Source organism: Haloferax sp. ATB1, assembly GCF_000730175.1.
In genome coordinates, this window is the sequence record NZ_JPES01000004.1 from 1 (window position 1) to 20,122 (window position 20,122).

At 57.9% G+C, this 20,122-nt stretch carries 27 protein-coding genes; all 27 read left to right on the forward strand.

What is annotated here, in order from left to right; genetic code table 11:
* Positions 1-65 precede the first annotated feature (65 nt).
* The 27 genes from ATB1_RS00455 to ATB1_RS00580 all read left to right on the forward strand — a co-directional run bounded on the left by ATB1_RS00455 (position 66) and on the right by ATB1_RS00580 (position 20,121).
* Complete coding sequence (locus tag ATB1_RS00455; protein ID WP_042661768.1) at positions 66-932, forward strand: DNA-binding protein; 867 nt, start codon at positions 66-68, stop codon at positions 930-932.
* 255 nt (positions 933-1,187) lie between these two features.
* Entirely contained in the window at positions 1,188-3,260 is a 2,073-nt protein-coding gene (locus ATB1_RS00460; RefSeq protein WP_042661769.1) for a hypothetical protein, read from the forward strand.
* A gap of 97 nt (positions 3,261-3,357) precedes the next feature.
* On the forward strand, positions 3,358-4,635 hold the full coding sequence (locus tag ATB1_RS00465) for a hypothetical protein (protein WP_042661770.1): 1,278 nt from the start codon (positions 3,358-3,360) through the stop codon (positions 4,633-4,635).
* A gap of 291 nt (positions 4,636-4,926) precedes the next feature.
* Positions 4,927-5,853: a transcription initiation factor IIB family protein gene (locus ATB1_RS00470; RefSeq protein ID WP_042661847.1), complete on the forward strand. Its 927-nt coding sequence runs from the start codon at positions 4,927-4,929 to the stop codon at positions 5,851-5,853.
* 98 nt (positions 5,854-5,951) lie between these two features.
* The gene (locus tag ATB1_RS00475; RefSeq protein WP_042661771.1) at positions 5,952-6,836 is read left to right on the forward strand and encodes a hypothetical protein; all 885 of its coding nucleotides are present in this window, start codon (positions 5,952-5,954) and stop codon (positions 6,834-6,836) included.
* 141 nt (positions 6,837-6,977) lie between these two features.
* Positions 6,978-7,166, forward strand: coding sequence for a hypothetical protein (locus ATB1_RS00480; RefSeq protein ID WP_042661772.1), 189 nt, complete (start codon positions 6,978-6,980; stop codon positions 7,164-7,166).
* Between the two features lie 106 nt (positions 7,167-7,272).
* Complete coding sequence (locus ATB1_RS00485; RefSeq protein WP_042661773.1) at positions 7,273-7,653, forward strand: hypothetical protein; 381 nt, start codon at positions 7,273-7,275, stop codon at positions 7,651-7,653.
* Positions 7,654-7,720: 67 nt separating this feature from the next.
* Positions 7,721-8,383, forward strand: a complete 663-nt coding sequence (locus ATB1_RS00490) for a DUF6735 family protein (RefSeq protein ID WP_042661774.1) — start codon at positions 7,721-7,723, stop codon at positions 8,381-8,383.
* A 75-nt stretch (positions 8,384-8,458) separates the two neighbouring features.
* The gene (locus ATB1_RS00495; protein ID WP_042661775.1) at positions 8,459-8,881 is read left to right on the forward strand and encodes a hypothetical protein; all 423 of its coding nucleotides are present in this window, start codon (positions 8,459-8,461) and stop codon (positions 8,879-8,881) included.
* A 60-nt stretch (positions 8,882-8,941) separates the two neighbouring features.
* Positions 8,942-9,748: a hypothetical protein gene (locus ATB1_RS00500; RefSeq protein WP_042661776.1), complete on the forward strand. Its 807-nt coding sequence runs from the start codon at positions 8,942-8,944 to the stop codon at positions 9,746-9,748.
* Positions 9,745-10,251, forward strand: coding sequence for a hypothetical protein (locus tag ATB1_RS00505; RefSeq protein ID WP_042661777.1), 507 nt, complete (start codon positions 9,745-9,747; stop codon positions 10,249-10,251). The genes ATB1_RS00500 and ATB1_RS00505 overlap by 4 nt, the downstream gene beginning before the upstream one ends.
* Positions 10,251-11,186, forward strand: a complete 936-nt coding sequence (locus tag ATB1_RS00510) for a hypothetical protein (protein WP_042661778.1) — start codon at positions 10,251-10,253, stop codon at positions 11,184-11,186. The genes ATB1_RS00505 and ATB1_RS00510 overlap by 1 nt, the downstream gene beginning before the upstream one ends.
* Complete coding sequence (locus ATB1_RS00515; RefSeq protein WP_042661779.1) at positions 11,179-13,215, forward strand: AAA family ATPase; 2,037 nt, start codon at positions 11,179-11,181, stop codon at positions 13,213-13,215. Before ATB1_RS00510 ends, ATB1_RS00515 begins: the two co-directional genes overlap by 8 nt.
* Positions 13,216-13,412: 197 nt before the next feature.
* Positions 13,413-13,904, forward strand: coding sequence for a hypothetical protein (locus ATB1_RS00520; protein ID WP_042661848.1), 492 nt, complete (start codon positions 13,413-13,415; stop codon positions 13,902-13,904).
* Between the two features lie 3 nt (positions 13,905-13,907).
* Entirely contained in the window at positions 13,908-14,273 is a 366-nt protein-coding gene (locus tag ATB1_RS00525; protein ID WP_042661780.1) for a hypothetical protein, read from the forward strand.
* A gap of 78 nt (positions 14,274-14,351) precedes the next feature.
* Positions 14,352-14,747, forward strand: coding sequence for a hypothetical protein (locus tag ATB1_RS00530; protein WP_042661781.1), 396 nt, complete (start codon positions 14,352-14,354; stop codon positions 14,745-14,747).
* Positions 14,748-14,826: 79 nt separating this feature from the next.
* Positions 14,827-15,228 carry a DUF6166 domain-containing protein gene (locus ATB1_RS00535; protein WP_042661782.1) on the forward strand — a complete coding sequence of 134 codons (402 nt, stop codon included), beginning with the start codon at positions 14,827-14,829 and terminating at the stop codon, positions 15,226-15,228.
* A 23-nt stretch (positions 15,229-15,251) separates the two neighbouring features.
* Positions 15,252-15,530 (forward strand): hypothetical protein, encoded by a 279-nt coding sequence (locus tag ATB1_RS00540; protein ID WP_042661783.1) that lies wholly within the window; start codon positions 15,252-15,254, stop codon positions 15,528-15,530.
* 49 nt (positions 15,531-15,579) lie between these two features.
* Positions 15,580-15,801 carry a hypothetical protein gene (locus ATB1_RS00545; RefSeq protein WP_042661784.1) on the forward strand — a complete coding sequence of 74 codons (222 nt, stop codon included), beginning with the start codon at positions 15,580-15,582 and terminating at the stop codon, positions 15,799-15,801.
* A gap of 53 nt (positions 15,802-15,854) precedes the next feature.
* Positions 15,855-16,154 (forward strand): hypothetical protein, encoded by a 300-nt coding sequence (locus tag ATB1_RS00550; protein ID WP_042661785.1) that lies wholly within the window; start codon positions 15,855-15,857, stop codon positions 16,152-16,154.
* A gap of 2 nt (positions 16,155-16,156) precedes the next feature.
* Positions 16,157-16,522, forward strand: a complete 366-nt coding sequence (locus ATB1_RS00555; RefSeq protein WP_042661786.1) for a hypothetical protein — start codon at positions 16,157-16,159, stop codon at positions 16,520-16,522.
* A gap of 100 nt (positions 16,523-16,622) precedes the next feature.
* Positions 16,623-16,886, forward strand: a complete 264-nt coding sequence (locus ATB1_RS00560; protein WP_042661787.1) for an AbrB/MazE/SpoVT family DNA-binding domain-containing protein — start codon at positions 16,623-16,625, stop codon at positions 16,884-16,886.
* Positions 16,883-17,296, forward strand: coding sequence for a putative toxin-antitoxin system toxin component, PIN family (locus ATB1_RS00565; protein ID WP_042661788.1), 414 nt, complete (start codon positions 16,883-16,885; stop codon positions 17,294-17,296). Before ATB1_RS00560 ends, ATB1_RS00565 begins: the two co-directional genes overlap by 4 nt.
* A gap of 120 nt (positions 17,297-17,416) precedes the next feature.
* Positions 17,417-18,103: a DUF6166 domain-containing protein gene (locus ATB1_RS00570; protein WP_042661789.1), complete on the forward strand. Its 687-nt coding sequence runs from the start codon at positions 17,417-17,419 to the stop codon at positions 18,101-18,103.
* Positions 18,103-18,258, forward strand: a complete 156-nt coding sequence (locus ATB1_RS22200) for a hypothetical protein (RefSeq protein WP_198526005.1) — start codon at positions 18,103-18,105, stop codon at positions 18,256-18,258. The genes ATB1_RS00570 and ATB1_RS22200 overlap by 1 nt, the downstream gene beginning before the upstream one ends.
* Entirely contained in the window at positions 18,255-18,791 is a 537-nt protein-coding gene (locus ATB1_RS00575) for a hypothetical protein (protein ID WP_042661790.1), read from the forward strand. The genes ATB1_RS22200 and ATB1_RS00575 overlap by 4 nt, the downstream gene beginning before the upstream one ends.
* Before the next feature lie 169 nt (positions 18,792-18,960).
* On the forward strand, positions 18,961-20,121 hold the full coding sequence (locus ATB1_RS00580; protein WP_042661791.1) for a hypothetical protein: 1,161 nt from the start codon (positions 18,961-18,963) through the stop codon (positions 20,119-20,121).
* Position 20,122: the final 1 nt, after the last annotated feature.

A 20,122-nucleotide genomic window follows, 5' to 3' on the forward strand; every position in this document is an offset into this window, starting at 1 on the left:
AAACCGCGATGTAGCAGCATCGCGGTGTCGGCGCGTGAGCGCCTTCGGAACTTGGTGAAGTCCCAATGTCAAGTAACAGCTCTAGTAGCAAGGTCGTTACGGTGGATGAACAGGCATTCGAGAACGCGGGCGGTCAGGCGGTCGATGAAGACGGCTTCCCGGTCGTCGACGAGACGCCGGAGTTCGAGGCCACGGTCGAGCAGGAGACGCAGGCGAAGGTAGATGCGAACCACCCGGACGGGATCGCGGACACGAGCGAAGACCGGATTCACGGCGTCACCCTCGAACAGGAGGAGCGCATTCAGGCGCGGGAAGCCGAACTGGAGCGCATCAGTGCCCAGGCCGAGCTGGGAACGCAGGATGGTCGTGAGCAGCGCACGCGAGAGGTCGTCAGCGAGCTGTGTGGCCGTGACGAGCCGGACTCGGTGGAGCGCACGGATCCCCGGGAGAAGCTGACGCAGGAGGAACTCGCGGAGGTCAACGAGCAAGCGATGCGGATCAGCGACGAAGTGCAGGGCGGCTGGTCGAGAGCGGTTGTCGCGAAGCAGCTGGCTGAGAAGGTGGCACGCGGTCGGGACGTCACGAAGGCGGTGCTGGAGACCCTCGAGGAACTGAAGGCGGCGCCGGGGGCAATCGTGCCCATCGCGGACGTGCCGGACGTCCCGGTCGGTGAGGTGACGGTTGAAGGAACTGTGCAGACCCTTTGGGAACCGAGCAGTAGCGCGATTCAGCAAGTCGGGCTGATAGCGGATGACAGCGGGAAGATCAAGTTTACCTGCTGGGAGAAATCCGGGCAGACGGTGGTGCGTGAAGGTCAAAAGGTGCGGTTCAGGGCAGCAGCCAAGAACTGGTACGAAGGTCGGTGCTCAATCGCGCTGACCGGGTGGTCTGATATCCACTTCCCAGAGCGCGGTCGGTGGTGGGAAGCATAGCCAGTCGGAGCAGTCTTCTTTTTTGCTGTGTGCCGGGCCGACCCAGACCCCTCCGCCCCACCCTCCGCTCCGTGCTCGCTTCGCTGCGCGCGCAGCCACGACCTTGATCATAAATGGATGGTCATCGCCAATCCCCCGTCGATTGTCTTTCAGTCAAATTTGGAGTGAATGGCAGTGTTATCTACCACACGTGCAGTAGACACAGTGGTGCGGTCGGGCGTAGGTCTTTGTAGGTTAACCCGTATCAACATAGTAATGACAGATCGAGGGTACTTCAACCGGACAGAGTTCGGAAGTGACGGTGAGTGGCAGTCACCGGAAGAAGCAATTCGTGACCGCCACAACCCGGAAATCGCGTATCACCACATTGTGAAACTCGCTGGTTCAATCGACGCCGGAGTGGACAATCTCCCGGACGAGAAAAAAGCCGAAGCAATCACGTATGCGACGGTTGACCTATTCCGCGCGACCGTACAGTACGTCGAAGAGTTCGGGACGTATATGTACTCAGAAATCAAGTCCGACGAGAACTTCATAGAACTCTTGATCCGAACCAGCGCCGGAAATTTAAAACCGTTCTTCGAAAATTGCCGGGAAGGGGAACTTGACGCATACCTCGCTGGGGAAGGCCAAGGAGATGCAGCTGCATTCATCGACAAGGTCTTCGGGTATGAACCGATCCAGTCCGGCGACGTGACACTCCACGCAGAGTCCAAGGGTGCGGAAACCCTAGACGACGAAACCCTTGATACGTTAATTCAGAACTCAGAAGCGTTCATCGAATCTGAACTTCAAGCGATAGCGACGTACTATTTGAATATCCGTGAGGCGTATAACGCTGTGAAGCACGGGAACCGCGTCATGGTGAATGATACGTCCGTCTTCGCTATGGAGCCCGAGCACGGCAGCGACACGTCCACGTTCGACACAGCCAGTCTGAGATCTGCCACTGGCAGTGACGATGGAAATAATGAGGGCAATCCCGAGTGTGGTAGTACCAGTACGGTCGACACGGACCCAACGAGCAATTCAGAACATGACGGGGACGCAGGCGGTGAGAGGGAGGATCCCGGAGAGAATGATTCGGCGTCTGCGCCAGTAAACGTGTCCGTGGACGACCCGTACATCTCATTTCTCTGCAAAACCACCGGCGATGAAGGCGGTGACCCGTACATCCTCACCGTCCCAGCATCATTTCTAGAACGCTGGTCACTCGATATTGCCGATCGTGTCCACCGACTCTACCAGCACGTGTACGAATCAACAACTAGCAGCACTGGTGAAGGAACACCACCCGAATTTTACAAGCATCCGGACGAGCAACGATCGAACGACGACGAGTACTACTTAATCCAGAACCCGGACAGTACCGTCATTATTCCGAGCGACGCGGTCCCAGACACGATCCGAGAGTTCGAATTAGAAGACGGAGCAACCGTCGAACTCGTGTGCTCAGTTTCCCACTCCAGTGGCATCGTAAAATTCGATTTCGTTCTCGCTGCAGAACCAACCGAGGATCACCCGATCCGTGTCACCGGGGAATTGGAAACAATCGACCGCGTATTCCGTGAGCTCGGGACCGGTCACTTCCACTTCAGCGTTGAACCGGAACTTCTGAGCGTCGGGCAGTACCTTGACTTACTCGAAATCCGCGAATCTGACGGGTTCACAGAAATCGAAGTTGATCCACCGGGGCCGGACAACGTGGAAACCGGAACAGTTGACACGCCGTTCGAAGGGATCCAAGTCCCTGAACCGACTGACCGAGAATTCATCGAATACATTCATAGAATCAAAAAAGCCACGCAGATTCGTATCCCATTCCCCCCGTTGTACACAGACAAGCATTACCACCTCTACGAGGAGTACCAAGACGCGGATTTAGACAGGGACACAGCCGAGGAATTCTTAGCAGAATTACGCGGTATCGGTGAAGAAACCGGGCACATACAAGTTGTCGTGAGAAACTGGGCAGCACCGTTACAAAACATCAGAGGAAACGCTAACCGAGACCCGGAGCAAGAAGAACGGTTACTGCTCTCCGGAGCACGCCTCGAACTTGATGTGGACGGAGTCGAACAACGGCGAGGTGATGACGGTGAAACGTGGGAGTTCGCACCAGCCCCCTCCACGTTTACCGTGGATGAAGCAATCGAAGCAATCGAATCCGACGGGATTGACGGTGTTACCGAACTCCGCGATCCGGAATTAGATTCGAGTGAGGCTTCGTCATGGATCGGTGTGAAAATTCAGTTCGGAGAACGAGAGCCGTGGGGGGCGTTCGACGGGATTAACGTCGGGTTCTTTACCGAACCACAGAACGGGTAACACTGCTAGTATGAGTCCGAAGACAGGTGCGTTCTTCCAAGAGTGCTACCGCGTATATTTACAGCGATACAGGTCTCAGATCCAGTAGATACGTTGGATGTTCACCGACGCAATCGACGAGCGAACGATTGACATCGCCGAGCACGACTATTTTGACACGGTTCGCGTTGTCCTCACGGAAGACGGGCGTATAACCGGTGCAGTCACGGACACAGCCGGGGGAGAGCGTGGGATGGAGTTATTCCTACAGCACCGAGCAGACGGGACAGACTTGGAAATGCATGATGCAACCGGAACCGACCAACAGACCGGTGGCCGAATCGAAATCACGGATGGGTTCATCACACCAAATATCCCCGACCAGCACCACGAGCAGGATGATGAAATAGGATTCCGAGCCGGGACTGTTACGACGACGACCGCACCGGACGACGAAGCGATCGTTGGAAGTCCCGTGACAATCCGGTTCGATATGCTAAATTTCGATCCGCCGAGTGCATATTTGCCGCGTAGTAACGACACTCCGCTACTCGAACGTGATCGGTTTGAAGTATACGCAGCTGAACTCCCGGATACTGAAGACCGGATCGGGAAAATTAAAGAATGGCATCGACAGCTCCGCACTGGGACGTTGACGATCACGCAGGAAGTCAACGGTTCGCCAGTACACCAAGTCAATCACGCGGCCTGTACAATCGAACCGATTGCGTGGTTACTCGGATTCACGCAAGGTACCATGCCAGCCCCAATCCGAGCAACTATTACAGCTATTGACGGCGAGGAACCAGCATGGCAGTTCGAGAAATGGTTCTCAACGTGGCGGGCTGACATCGGCTCGGCATTCACTGGGCGGAATATTGTACGGGCGAACGATCCGTTCGTGTTCCTCGACCACGGATATGACCGGTTTGTAGGCCGCGTAGAAGAGTACAAGTACCGTGAGTGCCTGTCATGGTACTTCGATGCGTTACTCCAGGAACGGACAGTAAATGCGAAGACCGCATCAATCGCGTCTGCTATCGAAACGCTCGCCCGGCGGTACGCTGCCTTCGACGAAGATGTTGAGAGTGACACTGATGCGGTGATTGCGAATCTAGCAGACGAGCTCGGTGTCCCGGTGGATGACCTCGCATCATTCTCAACCGGATTCGATGAGTCAACGGAGTGGAATAACGCATATTTTTACGTCGGAACACGGAACGCTGTTGTGCATAATGACCGCGTGAACGTCCCGTTCGACGACCTTTTCACTGATTTCGAGGCAGCGCTCACGATGTTTCGGCGCCTCATCTTCCACGAATTCACACCGCCAGGTGAACGTGACCGTTACACTGAGTTGAACAACCTCGAACCGCGTGATAATAGGTTCGAGTAACAGTCTCAACTGGAATTTTCGGAGCTAGTAGACGTGGGGGGTGTCACAGCACCTGAGGAATCGAATGGCTAAATGGCTATTTTTTGGATGATCTCGGATTCGCCCTGAGTCGTTCCATATTGTCCAAAAGTATCATAAATAGTACGTACAATTGATTGTAGAGAGACAAGGCGGTGCGATTCAATCAGCTCAACTCTCGGCGTAGATCCTTCGGCCTTGTGAGTGTCTATTGTCCCCTCAATGGGTGAGGGGCTCGCCGTACTGGCGAGTTCCCTGAACACGGTGAGAAACATGGCAATCAGAGACATCTACGAAACTGGCTTCGACGAGGACGTTCAGACGGAGTCGAACCCTAACCAGTGTCCCGAATGCGACGGCCGGGTCACCACCAACACAGTCGAGACCGTCTGCGAGGACTGTGGCCTCGTCATCGACGAGCAGCGGATCGACCACGGGCCAGAGTGGCGGGCATTCGACGAAGACGAGCGCGAACGGACTGGCGCTCCGTTGACGGCGGCGCGGCACGATCGTGGGTTGTCGACGGAGATCGGCCGTGGGACCGATGCAAACGGGAACGAACTCTCAGGACAGAAGCGACGGCGGCTCGCTCGGATGCGGCGTGAACAGACCCGTGGGCGGTTTCAGTCGAAAGCTGAACGCAACCTCGCACACGGGCTTAGTGAAGTCCGCCGGATCAGTAGTGCGCTCGAACTATCCGAGACGATCCGTGACCAGGCCTGCCAGCTCTTCCGCAGCGCCCAGAACGAGGACCTCCTGCAGGGCCGGTCGATCGAGGCGATGGCCACCGCGAGCGTTTACGGCGCGTGTCGGTGTAACGGGCGGCCGCGAACGCTCGACGACATCACCGAGTCGGCGCGCGTCGAGCAATCACGGGTGACGAACGCGTACACGACGCTAAACACGGAGCTTGGACTGCTGGCCCAGCCCGTGACGCCCAGTGCGTTCGTCCCGCGATTGGCATCGGAGCTCAACGTCTCCGATCAAATCCGGCAGCGGGCTCGGCAGCTGGCGGAAGCATCCGAATCGACCGGGGCAACCACGGGGGTTCGGCCATCCGGGTTCGCCGCAGCCTGTCTCTACAAGGCCGGACGCGAAGACGGGCGGTGGCTCACCCAGTCGGACGTCGCTGACGTTGCGAACGTTTCGGTGGTCACCGTGCGGACCCACCGCGACGCGCTGGACGAACTGGCTGTGTAGTGCCCACATGCGATTTTCGATTGTGTGCCTGTAGACTGATTGATGTGAGGACCATTGTTTAAACCCGAAGACGAAGCATGATACGGCCAGACCACTCTATGACCGACCAGTACGCCGACTATGAAGCTCTCCGGCCGCTCGGCGAAGCGACCCACGTTCCCGACGACCAGCTTACCAGTAGTGGCGAGCCTCGGCGGCAGCGAATAGGAGACGTCGACGCCGGCTATCCAGACGACCCGACAGTAGTTGCGACTGAGTGTGAGTCCTGTGGAGCGTCGATCCCCGCCGACCGGTCGAAGTGCCGGTTCTGTCTCACGAACCATCTCGAAGCTGCCGACGAGCAGGGCACGTCGAATGCCGAACGGACACTCCTCCACGTCATCCAGCTGCTCGTCGAGGCGTCGACGTTCTACAGCGCCGTGGCAAAGGGATCTGCTGCGGCCACGCTCCTCGCGAAGGCAGATGGTGACCCAGTAGTCGATAACTGCAAGTTGATCTACGACCTCGATGAGGAACCTGCTCCACAGCTCGCCGACCAGTGGCCCTCGCTCCCCTCAGCGGTACGGGTCGCGTCTGAATGTGGTGAGCAGGTACTCGCGGCCGCAAGTGAGCGGACATCATGGACAGAGACGACACCGTCGCGTCAGAACGACGAACACGCGACGTTCCTCTACGACGAAACCGGGAGCGGAGTTCACGCCGAATCTCGTCTTGCAAGCCTTCGTAAGCGAGCAGACGATGACCTCTGGCTGGTGCCAGCGATTGCGCTCCAGCAATCCGCTGCAGAGACCAGTAGCGAATACTCACGACACGAGCGAGCGAACAGAACCCATCTCGAGTGCCGGGAGTGCGGTCGGGAGACCGAACATCGGTTTCGTGAGTTCGAGGACGTGCCCGACAACGACTGGACTGGCCAGCCACTGTGGGGCTGTCAGCGGTGCGGGACGCCCCGCTACGGGCCCGAACCCGAAGCCGGTCAGTAAAGACGGTGGCGGATTAACCAACAATTCTGGTCTCGGCTCGGTTTTGTTGGTTAACATAAGCCAGCTTGCGACCACCCTCAGACTGCCCTGCTGACTGCCCACCAGTGTTTTTCGACGCCGAGGATCGGCGGAGACGCACATATGGACCCACGAGACACACCCGGCTACAGGCTACACCGCGCGCTCAGCAATCTCACCAGTATCGACGGCGAGCAATTAGAACCGGGCGACCGAGATCGGATCAGCACAGCAACGACGCTTCTAGAGCAGGTAGAACTCCTCACCCGACCAGATACGATGGCGGACAGCGACACCAACGGAGAGTCCTGACCGCACGACGCATCGGCAATGCGGCGTCCTGTGGCCGCCACAGCCTGAGCAGTTGTTTACCCCCTGAAGGGATGCGGGGGCGCGAGACCGCTCCCGAGAACAACCCATGGCAACACTCCAAGCTGCAACGACATCGACCGGCGCGATTGTATCGGATCCACAGGCAGTCCGCGAACTCTGTGAGAACCACTGCTTCGGGACGCTCAACTGGGAGGTGGACGACGACGGCGAACTGATCATCTGGGGCTACGACAGCTTCGACGTGTACGAGGCCCGTGAGAACGGGCTTCCTGACTACGACGGTGGCATCGTCACCCACGAGTTCCTCCGGTCGCTCGCGGAGTATCTCGAGCCGGACGAAGAATTCGACATCCAGACAGCCGGATTTACCAAGTGCCGATTTCCCGTGCTGGCGAAACGGTACGTCATCTGCGACGGTGAGGTCCTTCACGCGGACCTCAGTTCTCCCGAGCCGATCGACGAGTAGCGTTGTTCGTCCCCCGGGAGGGGTGCGGGGCGTCCAGTCGTGGGTCGTCCTGCGAGGTGATTGTTCAATGGGCCACCGCGCACTCGTTGCGTACGAACGAACCGATGGACAGTACACGCTCCACTACTCTCATTGGGGTGCAGCGAATCTCAAGCTCAAGCGCCGAATCTCGCCTGAGTCGCCGTTCGGTGGCGAGGACACCGACTCCAAGTGGGCGAAACAACTGCTGGCAGAGCTGGCCGATGGCCTCGAGGCAGATGCCGTCGACGGCTACCTCGCCGGCGAAGACCGCCCGTCGACGGTCGTCGAGCCGAAGCCACGCGCCACCGGGCTTACCCTCGACGAGATCGTCGCGGACCACCTCGACTACCTCCACCACGAGGCGTTCTTCGTGGTGTCACCCACCTTCGAGGTGACCGCCTATCGGACGCTGTGGTTCGGCCTGCAGTACGATTCGGAGACAATCGACCACGGCGAGACGGTCGGGAACGGTGCGCTCGCGACCGTTCGGTGGCACGACGGCGAGCCGGTCGGCGACGGCCATCTGAAGGGGCAGTTCCGGGCACTGAAAGACGTCGTTGGCGATATGGTCAACAAGGGTGTGTTCACCCGGTCGACGGCTCGCCAGTACCTCACACAGAAGCTCGGCGAGTGGATCGGGAAGCGCCAAGAGTTGCGCATCCCGAGCGGTGAAGCACCGTCTCCGGACGCGACACTCAGCCGCTCGTAGGGCGATTTGCGTCGAAGCAGATGGTGGTTTTTCTGGGGCAGAAAGGACTGAGCCCCATCGTAGGCTCGTGATTTGATGCCCGAGAAACCAGACGACGACCCATTCCACGATTGCGAGTTAGGTCCCGCCGCTGTCCTCGGGACACGCACCTTCGAAGACATCCTGTTCACCGACGACACGGAAACACCGGTGAACGTGCTAACCGGCGAGACGCCTGCACATTCGCAGGCGACCGTCGAGGAAGCGAAGAAATTCGCTGCGAGTATCGACACGGACACACCACAAATCGCGCTCCCGGCCTCTGTCGAGACGCAGGTCGAGACCCAGAGCAAGCCCTACACCTCAGCTGCGTTCTTCCACTTCAAGGCGACGGGGTCGCTCGAACGACACCGTGCCTACCACGCCGCGTACGACTCGGATGCGTTCACCGTCGACTTCGAGGCCGACTACGAATCGGGCAACCTGACCATCACTGTCGAACGAGTGGAGGAGGCCTGAGAAAGGAAACTCTGGGGCAGGTCCACTTTTTTATATGTCAGGTGCATCCATGGAATCCATATGGAGGCTCAGCGGACAATCCAACGCCTCATCGATCACATAACATTCGGTCACGGGATCCATCTGTTCCTTCAAGTTCTTCTCCTTGAATTCGCCTCCGTCTTTCTTACCTTCCAGTTCTCCAGCTCCCTCCTCCTCCAAATATCAAACCCCAATTTCTTCATTGGCGTCTACGCCGCTACTTCTGTCATCTTCCTTGGCATCCTCATCCTGTTCACAGCCAAAATGAGGAAACGCACCTTTTCCCCACCACTCCAACAAGTGCGTCGCCTCGCCATTTCCATCCTTTGCTACATCGCCGCATCAGGCGTTGTCATCACATTTGGCTACCTCCTCCTCATTCTCGCCACAACCGGTAGAACTGGTATCGGCCGTCTGGATTACATCTTCTCCGTAATGCTCACTACCCTATTCGCCGCCTTACTCGCCGTCGGGTACCACGCACGGGTCGTTGACAAACAACCCGACCGCGAGACTATCACAGGGACAGTCACAGCGTGGCAAGACTCCCTCGCATGGGTCAGCGAGGACGATCGTAGCCACGCCAAGCAAGACGCATATGATGAATTCACTGATCGGATGAACGATTTATCAGAACTGTTATCGAACGCAAAGACGGTCCACGGGAGAGAGCTACGACGTGATTTCGAGGCATGGAGAGACGATTTTGAGACGCACAGTGAACTGTCGAAGGAAACCATTATCAAAGGACAAGGAGAGAACAAGAATGAACGTTTGGAGCAGGAGCATCAAAAACTGGAATCGATCCAACGAAGGCTCCGGATTATCGCTGGAGAACAGAAATGATTACCCGGTATAACTCGCCACAAGATGCCGTCCCGCACGAAGAAAATCTACTGATTCTCACCAAGAGCGGCGGCTGCTACGGCCAAGACTTCACCGACATCGTGCAGGAGATCCGGGACGGAATCCACGGCGACAAGCTCCTGATCCAGGAATACTTCCACTCACTAGACAACCTCGTAGACCGAGACAAATTGATTCAGAACAGCGTCTGGATCATCCATTGGCAGGAATGCCTTGAAAACGAACCGTATCCTCATCTCAAGCACTATCTTGAGACGCGGAGTTACCCAAATGAAGGCGAGATTATTCTTTGCGTCAACGGCTCTGACAAGGCGGAAACAGTTGGATCTCGCTATCCGCGAGTTTCCGTCGCTCCGTCAAAGGAATACCTCGTGGCGTACGCGCTGGGCCACCTGAACACGGCGAATCCGGCCTGTTCAGGTGGGACGAAAAAGGTGATCGAGTGGAACAACGAGGTTTGTGATGAACTGGGGGTGCCCTGATGCCGAACGAATGGAAAGTCCTCGAACGCGCAGTTGACCGGTTCGAATTGGATCCCGAGCAACGGCAGGAATACGTCCGGACCATCACCGAAGTCTACGGCGAGGCCATGGCGACTAGGAGCGAGTTTGAGGAATTCGGAGAGGAGTACTACTCGTTCCTGAATCGAGAGGTGTTCTCGGACGACCGCGTCATCTCAACCCTCAGCAGTTTCGGGCTCTCGGAGGAGCAACTGGCTGCATTCCGCGACGGGACGATCGCCAGCGACGAATTGGTGAAAACGTGGAACGAGCTCCGGTTCCGGATTGACGAGCTCATTGACTTCGCAATGCTACTGAAGCTGGTGAAGGATTACGGCGACCGGTCCGACACTGGAATGATTGAATCGCGGTACCGCCTACAGAAGCTGGTCTACCTCGTGAACCGTAGGATCGCGCAACAAGATGACTACGCTGCCATCGGAGAATTAGAAGGCGATCTCGGAATGCTTGACCGTACTGGATACCGTTACCGCTTCACGAAACGTAGCTCCGGCCCCTTCTCGTCCGACGTCTACGAAGATAAGAACCGCTTGTTCGCCTGGCAACTAATTGAGGAACCTGTTATCGGTCAGAAGGGGACGGGGGAGGTCGGAGAACACGAACGCCGCTATGGTGTCGAATTAGCGCCTGCGGGCGAAATCATGGTGAACGAGTTCTACGACCGGATCGAACACGCCGATAGTATGATGCTCTCATCTTGGAACTATGCCCAGCAAACGGTAATCGACGAAATCGCCCACATGACGCACGATGACTTTGTTCAGTATATTAGTGAGGGGGACCGTCTCCAGAAGGCCTCGACTGGAGCAGAACTCCTCGTCGGCCCGCGGAGAAAATTCAAAGCGAACGAAATCGAGTTCTTAGACGAGTTAACGGGGGAGTTCGCACATGCCTGAGCGTGAGGAGATCATTGTGAGTATCATTGAGGCGTTGGAGGCAGAGGACATGGAGCCGGATCAGATTGACGAGTGCCGCCAGCTGCTCGAAGCGAACTACCACGAACCGGAGTTTCCCGTTGATAGGGTAACGATACGGCGGATTCGGGCGCAACAGTTCCGAAATCTGGATGACCGGGTGGTCCGGCTAGATGACACTGATACAGCTCTCTACGGCCCAAATGATCAGGGAAAGACTGCGATCCTTGAGGCAATTCGGTTTAACCTGTTCGGCCGTCAGGAAAAACAACGAATTACACTGACCGACCCGATCCAGTCCGAGCAGGATTCGCTAGAAACAACCGGGAATTGGTCGGTCGATACGAACCACTATTTGGTTCAACGGCTTTTAAACCGGGACGGCCGCGGGTATTCAGGTGACGATCGGCCAAAGCTGAATACAGATCCATCGTCGGAGGATGACATCCCCTTCCAAGCCCGGAACACACAGCAGGATGTTTCCGAGGCGTTCGGTATCTGGCCGGTTGAATCCCGGGAGTTTGGTCGGTACAACATTTTCTCATTGTTCTGCTTGATGGCGCCAGAGTACAAGAAGTTCCTCCGCTGGCAGGACAAAGAGGATTTCATTGACCTTCTGTTCGGCATTAACCTAGCCGCTGTGATCAACCAGAGCAAGAAACGGCGATCTGAGAAGTATGAGCTGACCGAAGAAGAAGAAACAGCCGCAGAAGAGCTTAAAACCGCCCAGAGCCGAGAGAAGAAATTGGCGGAACGGCTGGCCGAATTACAGGAGAGCAAGAAGGAGATTGAAACAAAATTAGCGGATCGTCGAGCGGAACTTCGCTCTATCAATGAAACGCTAGAACAGGATAATGAGCTGGAACAGCTGGAGTCAGAGAAGCTGCGGCTGCAACGGCAAATAAACAACTTGGAGTCCGAAAAACGGGAGACACGCGGTGATTTGCGGGAAACCCGGCTGAGTATCGAGCGATATGAGGAGATGGAGATGGGGGAAGAGGTTCATTCAACAGCTCAGGACCTGCAGGAGATGATGAGCATCCCGGAACGGTGCCCAATCTGTACAAACGATGTCGATGATTCGCAACGCCGCCGGCTGTTGAATGATGGAGATTGTCCGCTGTGTCGTAAGGAGGTCCCAGACAAGAGGATTGAAACGGCCACCGAGCGGGACGTACGTGAATCAGCCATGGAACGCGAAGAGGTGGAAGAGCAACTGACCGAGTTGCGATCCCGGGAACGAAAACTCGAGGGGGAACTAGATCTTCTTGAGTCACGGGTTCAAGATCATCAGGAACAGCTGGAAACGATAGAATCACAGATCGCGGAGAGCGATGTCACCCAGTTAATCGACCGGCGGGATGAATTGGAAACAGAAATATCTTCGCTGGAGCGGGATGCGACATCGGTCCAAGTGGAGATCAATGCCAAGGAGGACGAACTTGACGACACTACTGGATGTATTGAAGATTTAGAAGGGGCGTACGAACGCCGCCGTGAGAAGGTGGAGAAACGACAAGCGTTGCAAACTTTCGAGCGGATCGTTCGTCGGCATATTGAGGAAGAGCGAACTGATCTCAAGAACAGCTTACGGGAGGAGATGAATAACCTTCTCTCCTACTTCGAACATGGTCGGTTTGCCGATGCCCAGAATGTTGTGTTCAATCCACAGGGGGGCTACGATTTCACCGTCGTGATCGAGGACGGGAATGATGTCCCGTCCGATCGGCATAACGAGTACTCGAACGAGGGGAAGATTCTGGCCTTACTGTTCCATACGGCCGTCTTGAAGCAGCTGGCAGAGCAGTCGAACACGCTGCCGATCCGGATGTTCATATTTGACTCTCCATATTTCGATATCCCGGACACAGGAAATGCACCCGATATTACAAACTTTGTATTGGCGTTGCCAGAAGAATTGCCGGAGTATCAGGTGATTGTGACGGTGACAGATTCAGCGTTATCGGATCGTTCAGCGCTGAATGAGAAATATCAGATTGAGGATTTCTGACTTAGACCACCGTTCATAGGGATTTAACAGCCAAAACAAAGGTAACAATCCGGGATCATTCCATCCGTTGAGCGTGCGGAAAATTCTGAAACGCACGTATTTCGAGATGGGTTTTTCGAGCGCCGGCGATGGGTGCCGGCGCAGCAGGAGCGAGCGAGCAACGACTCCCGGTGCGTCGGCGTTTCGAGGTGTTCGAGATGCACATGGTCATTTACAGTCTGGTAGAAGCATCGACAGAAGACGAAGCACTATCCACCGGAAAGTCGGTGTTCGACCGCCTAGTCGGCGCCGACCCACACGCCGGCGCCGTCTTCGACTACCACGTGACTTTCGATGAGGAAGACACGTCCGTTGCGGGGAAGGCGCGATGGGGTGATCTCCCGACCGCGGCCCCCGTTGACTCCGATGACGGCCAGGATCTCCTCGAGCGTGGCTGGAAGGCGACGAAAGAGGAGTTCGAGCGCAACCTCGACCGGGTGAAGGAAGCACTCGACGAACTCTCCGACGAGGAGATCATGCGCGACGAGGATCTCGCTCGGCACGCCTTCCACCAGGTCGGCGCCTACGACGGGCCGACGGTGTTCCTGTACAACGAGTATGCGAACGGTATCCGCCATCGCGAGCAGCTGGATCGAGTCCTCGAAGAAAGCGAGGAGCTCTGGATCGTGCCCGCCGACGTCCACTTCTAACAGATGTCCCGGATCACAAACTGGCGGCGCGAAAGTCGCACGCCGACGCTCGCGTATCGGAACACCGAGACCGGTGCGCGAGCCGTCCTGCACAGAGCGCCAGACTCCTACCGCTACAAGTGGCGTGGCGCTATCCTCGTCGACGGCTACCCGGTGTGGTCGCGGGGATACGAGACGAAGGACGCGAAAGCGTTCAGGAACGTTCTCCGCGACCAACCTACGCCCGAGCTGAGCTGCCCGGAGTGTCTGAACGGCGACGTAGTCGTCGGTGGGAAATCGGCTGACGGTGCGACGGTCCAGCGCTGGTTCGAGTGTCGAAACTGTGGGCACGAAGCACCCTCGCGAATCGTGTACGGCGCCGAGCGCTGAGGGACATACTCACAGTTACGGAGACGTTTATTTGTGGGCCGGGATGGGTGGCCCGTCTCAATCGGGCCAGATTCACAGATGAGTCTGGAAGTCATCGACCGGCACAGTAACGCACTGTTCGAGTTCCTCTGGTGTCCGGTCTGCGGGCACGAGGTATTCAGTCACATCCCTTTCGAGGGAGTGTTCTGCAAGAACTGCAACACGCAGGTTAAACTGCAAGAGTCACGGGAGACACGTGGCTACGAGGAGGCCGTCCTCGCCTGCTTCGACACCCACTCGACGTGGAACCTCCACGTCGACGAAAAGCTCCGTCGCGACCTACCCGATGGGTCGGCACGGGTGAAGGTCCTCGGCGCACCGGGTGCCTACAAGGTCGACTGGTGGAGTCCAGCACCCGGTGATGACTGGCAGCCGGTCGAACAAGGCGAGTTCGACGATGTCGACGAACCAGCCGATATCTCCCATCTCGCGTAGGGGATAGCAGTTCCTGTGGCTGTTTTTCGCCCCCTGAGGGGTGCGGGGGTGCTCGAACGAGTAGCTCCCGAACAGACCGATGAGTAGACCTAGCGACACACACTCGATTGAACAGACACACCCAGCGAGCGACTGCGACATCGCCTACGTCGGGTATCGGCAGAGCGGGCAGGCTATCGTTGAGAAACGTCCCGGCCAAGAACAGCTCACGCCAGAACGGAGTCTCGCGCTGGTGAATCACAGTCCCTCGGGATTCGAATGGGGATATGGTGGTAGTGGTCCAGCACAACTCGCGCTCGCACTCCTCCTCGACTACACGGATGACGAAGCGTTCGCCCTCGACCACTACCAGGCGTTCAAAACCGAGGTCGTGAGCCAGCTGGACTGTGCTGGGTCTGCTGGAAGCTGGCGACTCACCGGGGCCGAGATCGATGCAGTCCTTCACGAAACACCCGGCGAGCCGGCCGCACCGTCCATCTAAATACCAATCACCGAAAGAGATCCATGTCAGAACACACCCAACCATCTCGTGCGGATGATGAATCGACCGAAGCCACTGAACAGGCGACACGAACGGAGTACGTCGAACGCAGTGACATCGGCGTCTCCCTTACCGTGAAGCTTACTCGCGGGACGGGCACCCGCGATCAGGACAAAATCGTGGCCAAAGCGAAAGGTAAGACTCTCGAAGACGCTCGCGAGGACATGGAGATTCTTCGAAAGTACATCCACGATCTCGCTGAGGACGCCCGCCAGATCCAACCCGAGGAAGAAGACGAGTAACGGCGAGGGCCGTTTTTTGTCGCCTCAGCAGTGGCGGAGGCGACCATCAGTGAGCAATTCAGATAGTCAAACAACAGACGCAAGCGAGCTTTCGCCAGAACAACGGCTCGAACCCCCGAATACGCGGCTCATCAACGCTGGTATCGTAACGATCAACGATATGGAGACGCTGCGAGCCTGCGTCGCCTACGAGAACGCGAATCAGCAACGGGTCCCGATTCTTCGCCGGCTTGAAAAGCGGGCCAGCGAAATCCGCGCCCAAGACGATTGACCCAACGCCCGGAGGTGTCTGTCGGAGCCTCGGTGGGTGGAGGCTCAATCCAGATGAGCGATCGACCAGAGATCGAGATTCAACGACAGACCGCATTCGGTGACGATGGCCAACTCGAAGTAACCGAAACAAGCGTCGAGACCTCACTCGAGGACTTCGGCGCTGACGTGGATCATCGTGACCGGGATTCACGGCTCGATCGCCCCGAAGCCAGCGAGTTCGGTGTCGACGACCGACCGGAAGTCAAGCACTCGTCCGAGGGTGAGCAGTCCAGTCTCTTCGCCAATACAGCCGAGGACCAGCAGACGCTTGCCGGCGACGACGCAGCTGCTCGCTGTCTTTTCGAGGAGTAACTATGACACGACTCACCAACTGGACCCGAGAGAGCCGTACTCCGACCCTGGCGTACCGAAACACAGAGACCAACGCCCGAGCAGTCCTGCACCGTGCGCCGGATTCGTACGTCCACAAGTGGCGGGCCGCGATTCTCGTCGAGGGCTACCCCGTGTGGTCGCGCGGATTCGCGACAAAGGACACCACGTGGCTTCGGGACGAACTCGAAAAGCGCCCCCAGCCAGAGCTCCGCTGCCCAGAGTGTCCGAACGACGAGGTCGTCGTCGGCCAGAAGAGTGCTGACGGTGCGAAGATTCAACGGTGGTTCGAGTGTCGGGAGTGTGGCTATGAAAGCCGCTCAGCAATCGTCTACGGCCCCGAGCGGTGATTCTCGACAAGGGAACCAAACGACGATGGATGACGCAGTGGAATCAACCTGACCGGTGGGTTGAAGTCGCTGCGTAAGGAATTCTTACATAGAATCGCCCATGAGTACTGACGATCCTGAGGTAACGACGGTGACGTCGAAGGGACAGATCACCATCCCGAGTCGGCTACGCAAACAGTTCGGCCTCGAAAAGGGCACGAAGCTGATGGTCGTCCCGACGGACTACGGCCTCGTACTGAAGAAACTCGAGCTCCCCTCCGTCGAGAAGTTCCAGCAGCGGGTCGAAGAGCGTGCTGAGACGGTCGACCTCTCGATGGACGAGGTCAACGAGCTGGTGCATGATGCGCGGGGCGCCGATGAATGAGAGCGGTTCTCGATACGAACGTTCTCATTTCGAGCGTTATCGCAACTGGCGTCCCCCACGAGATAGTCGTCAAGGGGTTTAGCAGCGAGTATCAGATCGTCGTCTCCGTCGCGACGCTCACGGAATTTCGAGACACCCTGCTCAAATACCCGGAGAAGTTCCACATGGACGAAGAAGACGTCCAACAGGAGGTCGAAACGATCCGCTATTTCGCGGAGTTCGTCGACCCGGATGAAGAGATCACAGCGGTCGAGGCTGATCCTGACGATGACAAGTTCCTCGAAGCTGCCGTAGCGGGCAACGTTGACTACATCGTCTCCGGCGACCGCCACTTGCTCGATCTCGACTCGTTCCGTGGGATCGATATTGTCGAGCCCCGAACGTTCTACGACCGCCTCACGACCGAGTAATCCCCTGTGGCTTCCCGAAAATAGGTCGTACACGAGGGCTCTCCTCGAGTGTGCTCATCCAGTATGGTTTTTCGACCCCCCGAGAGAGGTGCGGGGCATCCGAACGCCCGCGTTCAACCGATGGAAACAGATTCGACCACCAATCCACGAGCGCCAGCACAGAACGAGAGCGAACGCAGTCAGCCAACACCAGCCGACGTCGAGTACGTCGGCATGCGCGTCGACGGGACGCCGGTTGTGCTGAAGCTCACCGACCACGAGCGCCTCACCCCGGATCGGAGCCTCAAACTCGTGCGACACAGCCCAGGGGGATTCGACTGGGGCTACACGGGGAGCGGCCCGGCGCAACTCGCCTGTGCGATCCTGCTCGACTACTACGACGACGAGAGCGTCGCCCACCAGCATTACATCCAGTTCCGCAACGAGGTGGTGAGTCAACTCGCGTGCGATGGCCCGGCCGACTGCTGGCACCTCACCGGGGAGGATATCGAGGCGGCACTCGCCGAATTCGAAGAGTGCCGAGCACTCACGCCAGATGGTGGGACGCCGCCATCGTCACTGCCGGCGAATTGGAGTGCGGTGGCCCGGACAGATCGGACAGTCATCCAGCGTCGGGATATCGACCACTACGTCGTCCTCGCTGAAGGGAGCGAAGAGTGGTTGATCATCCTCTGTGCGCAGGGGGACCGGGCGTATCCCGCCCCGCTTGACCATCGAACACTTCCGGTCGAGAACGATCCTGCTTCAGCCGTTCAGGCACTCGTCGCTGAGAGTAACGACCTCGTCGAGCCAGAGGAGGACATCTGATGGAGAACATCCGACTCTCGCGGGCCACGTACCAGCTCATCGAACGCGCCGTCACGGCGCTGGAGTGCATCGGCCGAGAACTCGAGCGATACAACGACCGGCAAGAGCGAACAGCTGGGAAAGACACAGATGAGACGAATCCCAGCGAATCATGACTGGCGAAGCGACGCTTGACGACTTCAAGGGCGAGACATCATCAGGAGAGTCCAGCTCGCTCACACTGGAAGAGCGACTCCTCACCCCGATCTCCCCGTCCATCGGTCTGCGGGTGACTCCCGGTCGCGAGGATCCGCTCTATCTCCAGAACCGGGGCACTGAGCGGTATCTCTTCCGCGACGATCATGACCGGTGGTTCATCCTTCAACCCTCGGCGAAGGACTCAGAAGAGGCGTTCGTCCGCTGGGTGTATCTCCCAGCAGACCGGCCCGAACGGCTGGCGCAGTCGGCACTTCGTCGACGGACTGTGATCGGCTACGATTATGTTCAGCGGTCGGCCGCACCAGATCCAGTTAGGTCGACGGTGACGGCGATGTTCGTCACGGAACGCTGGCCCGAGACGGCCTACGAGTGTGGGTCGTGTGAGGCGCTGTTCGACACGGCACGACAGCACGCCCTGCACTGCTGGGACGCACATCCGTGGGTGCCGAATCCTGAACAGGTGCGCCGTCGACGCCACGCTGACGAGTGAATTCAAGAGCCGAAGCCAGGTGTCGGGACCGTCCAGATGATTAACCAACAGTACTGGATTTCTGGGTAGAATGTTGGTTAAGAAGTTGTTTTTGCGCCCGTGAGAGGGGCGCAGGGCGCGTGATGAGAGCGCCGTCGCGAGTGACGAATTCGATTTCGAGGTGACTGCAATGAAAGACCCAGAATCCAGAACCGTGTTCGCTGGCGTCGACGGACGAACCGATACAGAACTACCCGACTGGTACCGCCGGAAGAAACCGGTCGACGAACCGAAGTCCTTCGCCGAGGCGATGCGTGACCTCCCGCAGGCCGTCGAGACGACAGTCGCATACCGGAATCCCTACTCCGACGAGTGGGTCGAAACGGAGCGCTTCAACGCCTTAGTCGAGCCGACGAGAGCGCGCGACGACGCGACAGACGACGAGCCCGACGCAGACCCACTATTTCACGTTCCGACGGACAGTTACGCGATCATCAATCCGGTGGACGTGTACAGGCCCTTGGAGGAGGTCCTTCGCGAGGAGACCATCGACGGAACGCCGCTCGGGAACGTGATGTTCGGCGAGATCCGGCGCTACCGGGGCGGCGGCGAGGTCCATATGGACATCATGTTCGACGGTCTCGAAGTCCGGCTGCCGGGGCGGTCGGACCCGATCACGATGGGTGTGACCTCCGGCTACGACTTCTTCGGTGAGCACGCCGTCTACGTGGAGGGTTTCGCTCAGGACGGGTACTGCTCGAATTCGATGCGCTCGCTCACCGACAAGGAGGTCATCAAGCACGTCGGGGACGTTCGAGACTTCCGGACCTGGTGGGAGGAGATCCTCGCCCAGGTCGAACTCGTCGCCGACGACCTCTTCGAGTTCATCCGTGACGCCCAGGACATCAACCTCGACTTCTCGGAGCTCCCGTTCACCGTCACGGAGTTCTACAGCCTGCTCGGCTTCCCGGATTACCTGGCCGAGCGCGCTGCGAGCGATGCCGAGGCCAACGCGGCCTCACCCGTCGAGATCGATATGTGGACGCTGCATTCCGGCGCGACGTACGCACTCACCCACTTCTTCCAGGGGAAGGAGGGTGCATCCCTCGATGGCTACGTCCGGACGGCCAACGATATTCTGTTCAATCCAGAGGGCACCATCGAGCGCGTCGAACGGGCCTACGAAGAGCAGCTGGAGGCGGACGGCAACGAGGGGGCACAGGCGTCGCTCGCCGGCGAGCGGGCGCTCGCGAGCATCGAACGTGTCAGCGACGACCTGCAGGAGAAAGTCGATCAGTTCAAGGAGCGCGAGGATGCACTCCGTGAGCGGTTCCAGGAGGCGATGGGGTAAC

Bases quoted from the DNA above. Each gene is read 5' to 3' on its own strand.
- ATB1_RS00455 (WP_042661768.1), top strand. From the start codon at position 66: ATGTCAAGTAACAGCTCTAGTAGCAAGGTCGTTACGGTGGATGAACAG.
- ATB1_RS00460 (WP_042661769.1), top strand. From the start codon at position 1,188: ATGACAGATCGAGGGTACTTCAACCGGACAGAGTTCGGAAGTGACGGT.
- ATB1_RS00465 (WP_042661770.1), top strand. From the start codon at position 3,358: ATGTTCACCGACGCAATCGACGAGCGAACGATTGACATCGCCGAGCAC.
- ATB1_RS00470 (WP_042661847.1), top strand. From the start codon at position 4,927: ATGGCAATCAGAGACATCTACGAAACTGGCTTCGACGAGGACGTTCAG.
- ATB1_RS00475 (WP_042661771.1), top strand. From the start codon at position 5,952: ATGACCGACCAGTACGCCGACTATGAAGCTCTCCGGCCGCTCGGCGAA.
- ATB1_RS00480 (WP_042661772.1), top strand. From the start codon at position 6,978: ATGGACCCACGAGACACACCCGGCTACAGGCTACACCGCGCGCTCAGC.
- ATB1_RS00485 (WP_042661773.1), top strand. From the start codon at position 7,273: ATGGCAACACTCCAAGCTGCAACGACATCGACCGGCGCGATTGTATCG.
- ATB1_RS00490 (WP_042661774.1), top strand. From the start codon at position 7,721: ATGGGCCACCGCGCACTCGTTGCGTACGAACGAACCGATGGACAGTAC.
- ATB1_RS00495 (WP_042661775.1), top strand. From the start codon at position 8,459: ATGCCCGAGAAACCAGACGACGACCCATTCCACGATTGCGAGTTAGGT.
- ATB1_RS00500 (WP_042661776.1), top strand. From the start codon at position 8,942: ATGGAGGCTCAGCGGACAATCCAACGCCTCATCGATCACATAACATTC.
- ATB1_RS00505 (WP_042661777.1), top strand. From the start codon at position 9,745: ATGATTACCCGGTATAACTCGCCACAAGATGCCGTCCCGCACGAAGAA.
- ATB1_RS00510 (WP_042661778.1), top strand. From the start codon at position 10,251: ATGCCGAACGAATGGAAAGTCCTCGAACGCGCAGTTGACCGGTTCGAA.
- ATB1_RS00515 (WP_042661779.1), top strand. From the start codon at position 11,179: ATGCCTGAGCGTGAGGAGATCATTGTGAGTATCATTGAGGCGTTGGAG.
- ATB1_RS00520 (WP_042661848.1), top strand. From the start codon at position 13,413: ATGCACATGGTCATTTACAGTCTGGTAGAAGCATCGACAGAAGACGAA.
- ATB1_RS00525 (WP_042661780.1), top strand. From the start codon at position 13,908: ATGTCCCGGATCACAAACTGGCGGCGCGAAAGTCGCACGCCGACGCTC.
- ATB1_RS00530 (WP_042661781.1), top strand. From the start codon at position 14,352: ATGAGTCTGGAAGTCATCGACCGGCACAGTAACGCACTGTTCGAGTTC.
- ATB1_RS00535 (WP_042661782.1), top strand. From the start codon at position 14,827: ATGAGTAGACCTAGCGACACACACTCGATTGAACAGACACACCCAGCG.
- ATB1_RS00540 (WP_042661783.1), top strand. From the start codon at position 15,252: ATGTCAGAACACACCCAACCATCTCGTGCGGATGATGAATCGACCGAA.
- ATB1_RS00550 (WP_042661785.1), top strand. From the start codon at position 15,855: ATGAGCGATCGACCAGAGATCGAGATTCAACGACAGACCGCATTCGGT.
- ATB1_RS00555 (WP_042661786.1), top strand. From the start codon at position 16,157: ATGACACGACTCACCAACTGGACCCGAGAGAGCCGTACTCCGACCCTG.
- ATB1_RS00560 (WP_042661787.1), top strand. From the start codon at position 16,623: ATGAGTACTGACGATCCTGAGGTAACGACGGTGACGTCGAAGGGACAG.
- ATB1_RS00565 (WP_042661788.1), top strand. From the start codon at position 16,883: ATGAGAGCGGTTCTCGATACGAACGTTCTCATTTCGAGCGTTATCGCA.
- ATB1_RS00570 (WP_042661789.1), top strand. From the start codon at position 17,417: ATGGAAACAGATTCGACCACCAATCCACGAGCGCCAGCACAGAACGAG.
- ATB1_RS22200 (WP_198526005.1), top strand. From the start codon at position 18,103: ATGGAGAACATCCGACTCTCGCGGGCCACGTACCAGCTCATCGAACGC.
- ATB1_RS00575 (WP_042661790.1), top strand. From the start codon at position 18,255: ATGACTGGCGAAGCGACGCTTGACGACTTCAAGGGCGAGACATCATCA.
- ATB1_RS00580 (WP_042661791.1), top strand. From the start codon at position 18,961: ATGAAAGACCCAGAATCCAGAACCGTGTTCGCTGGCGTCGACGGACGA.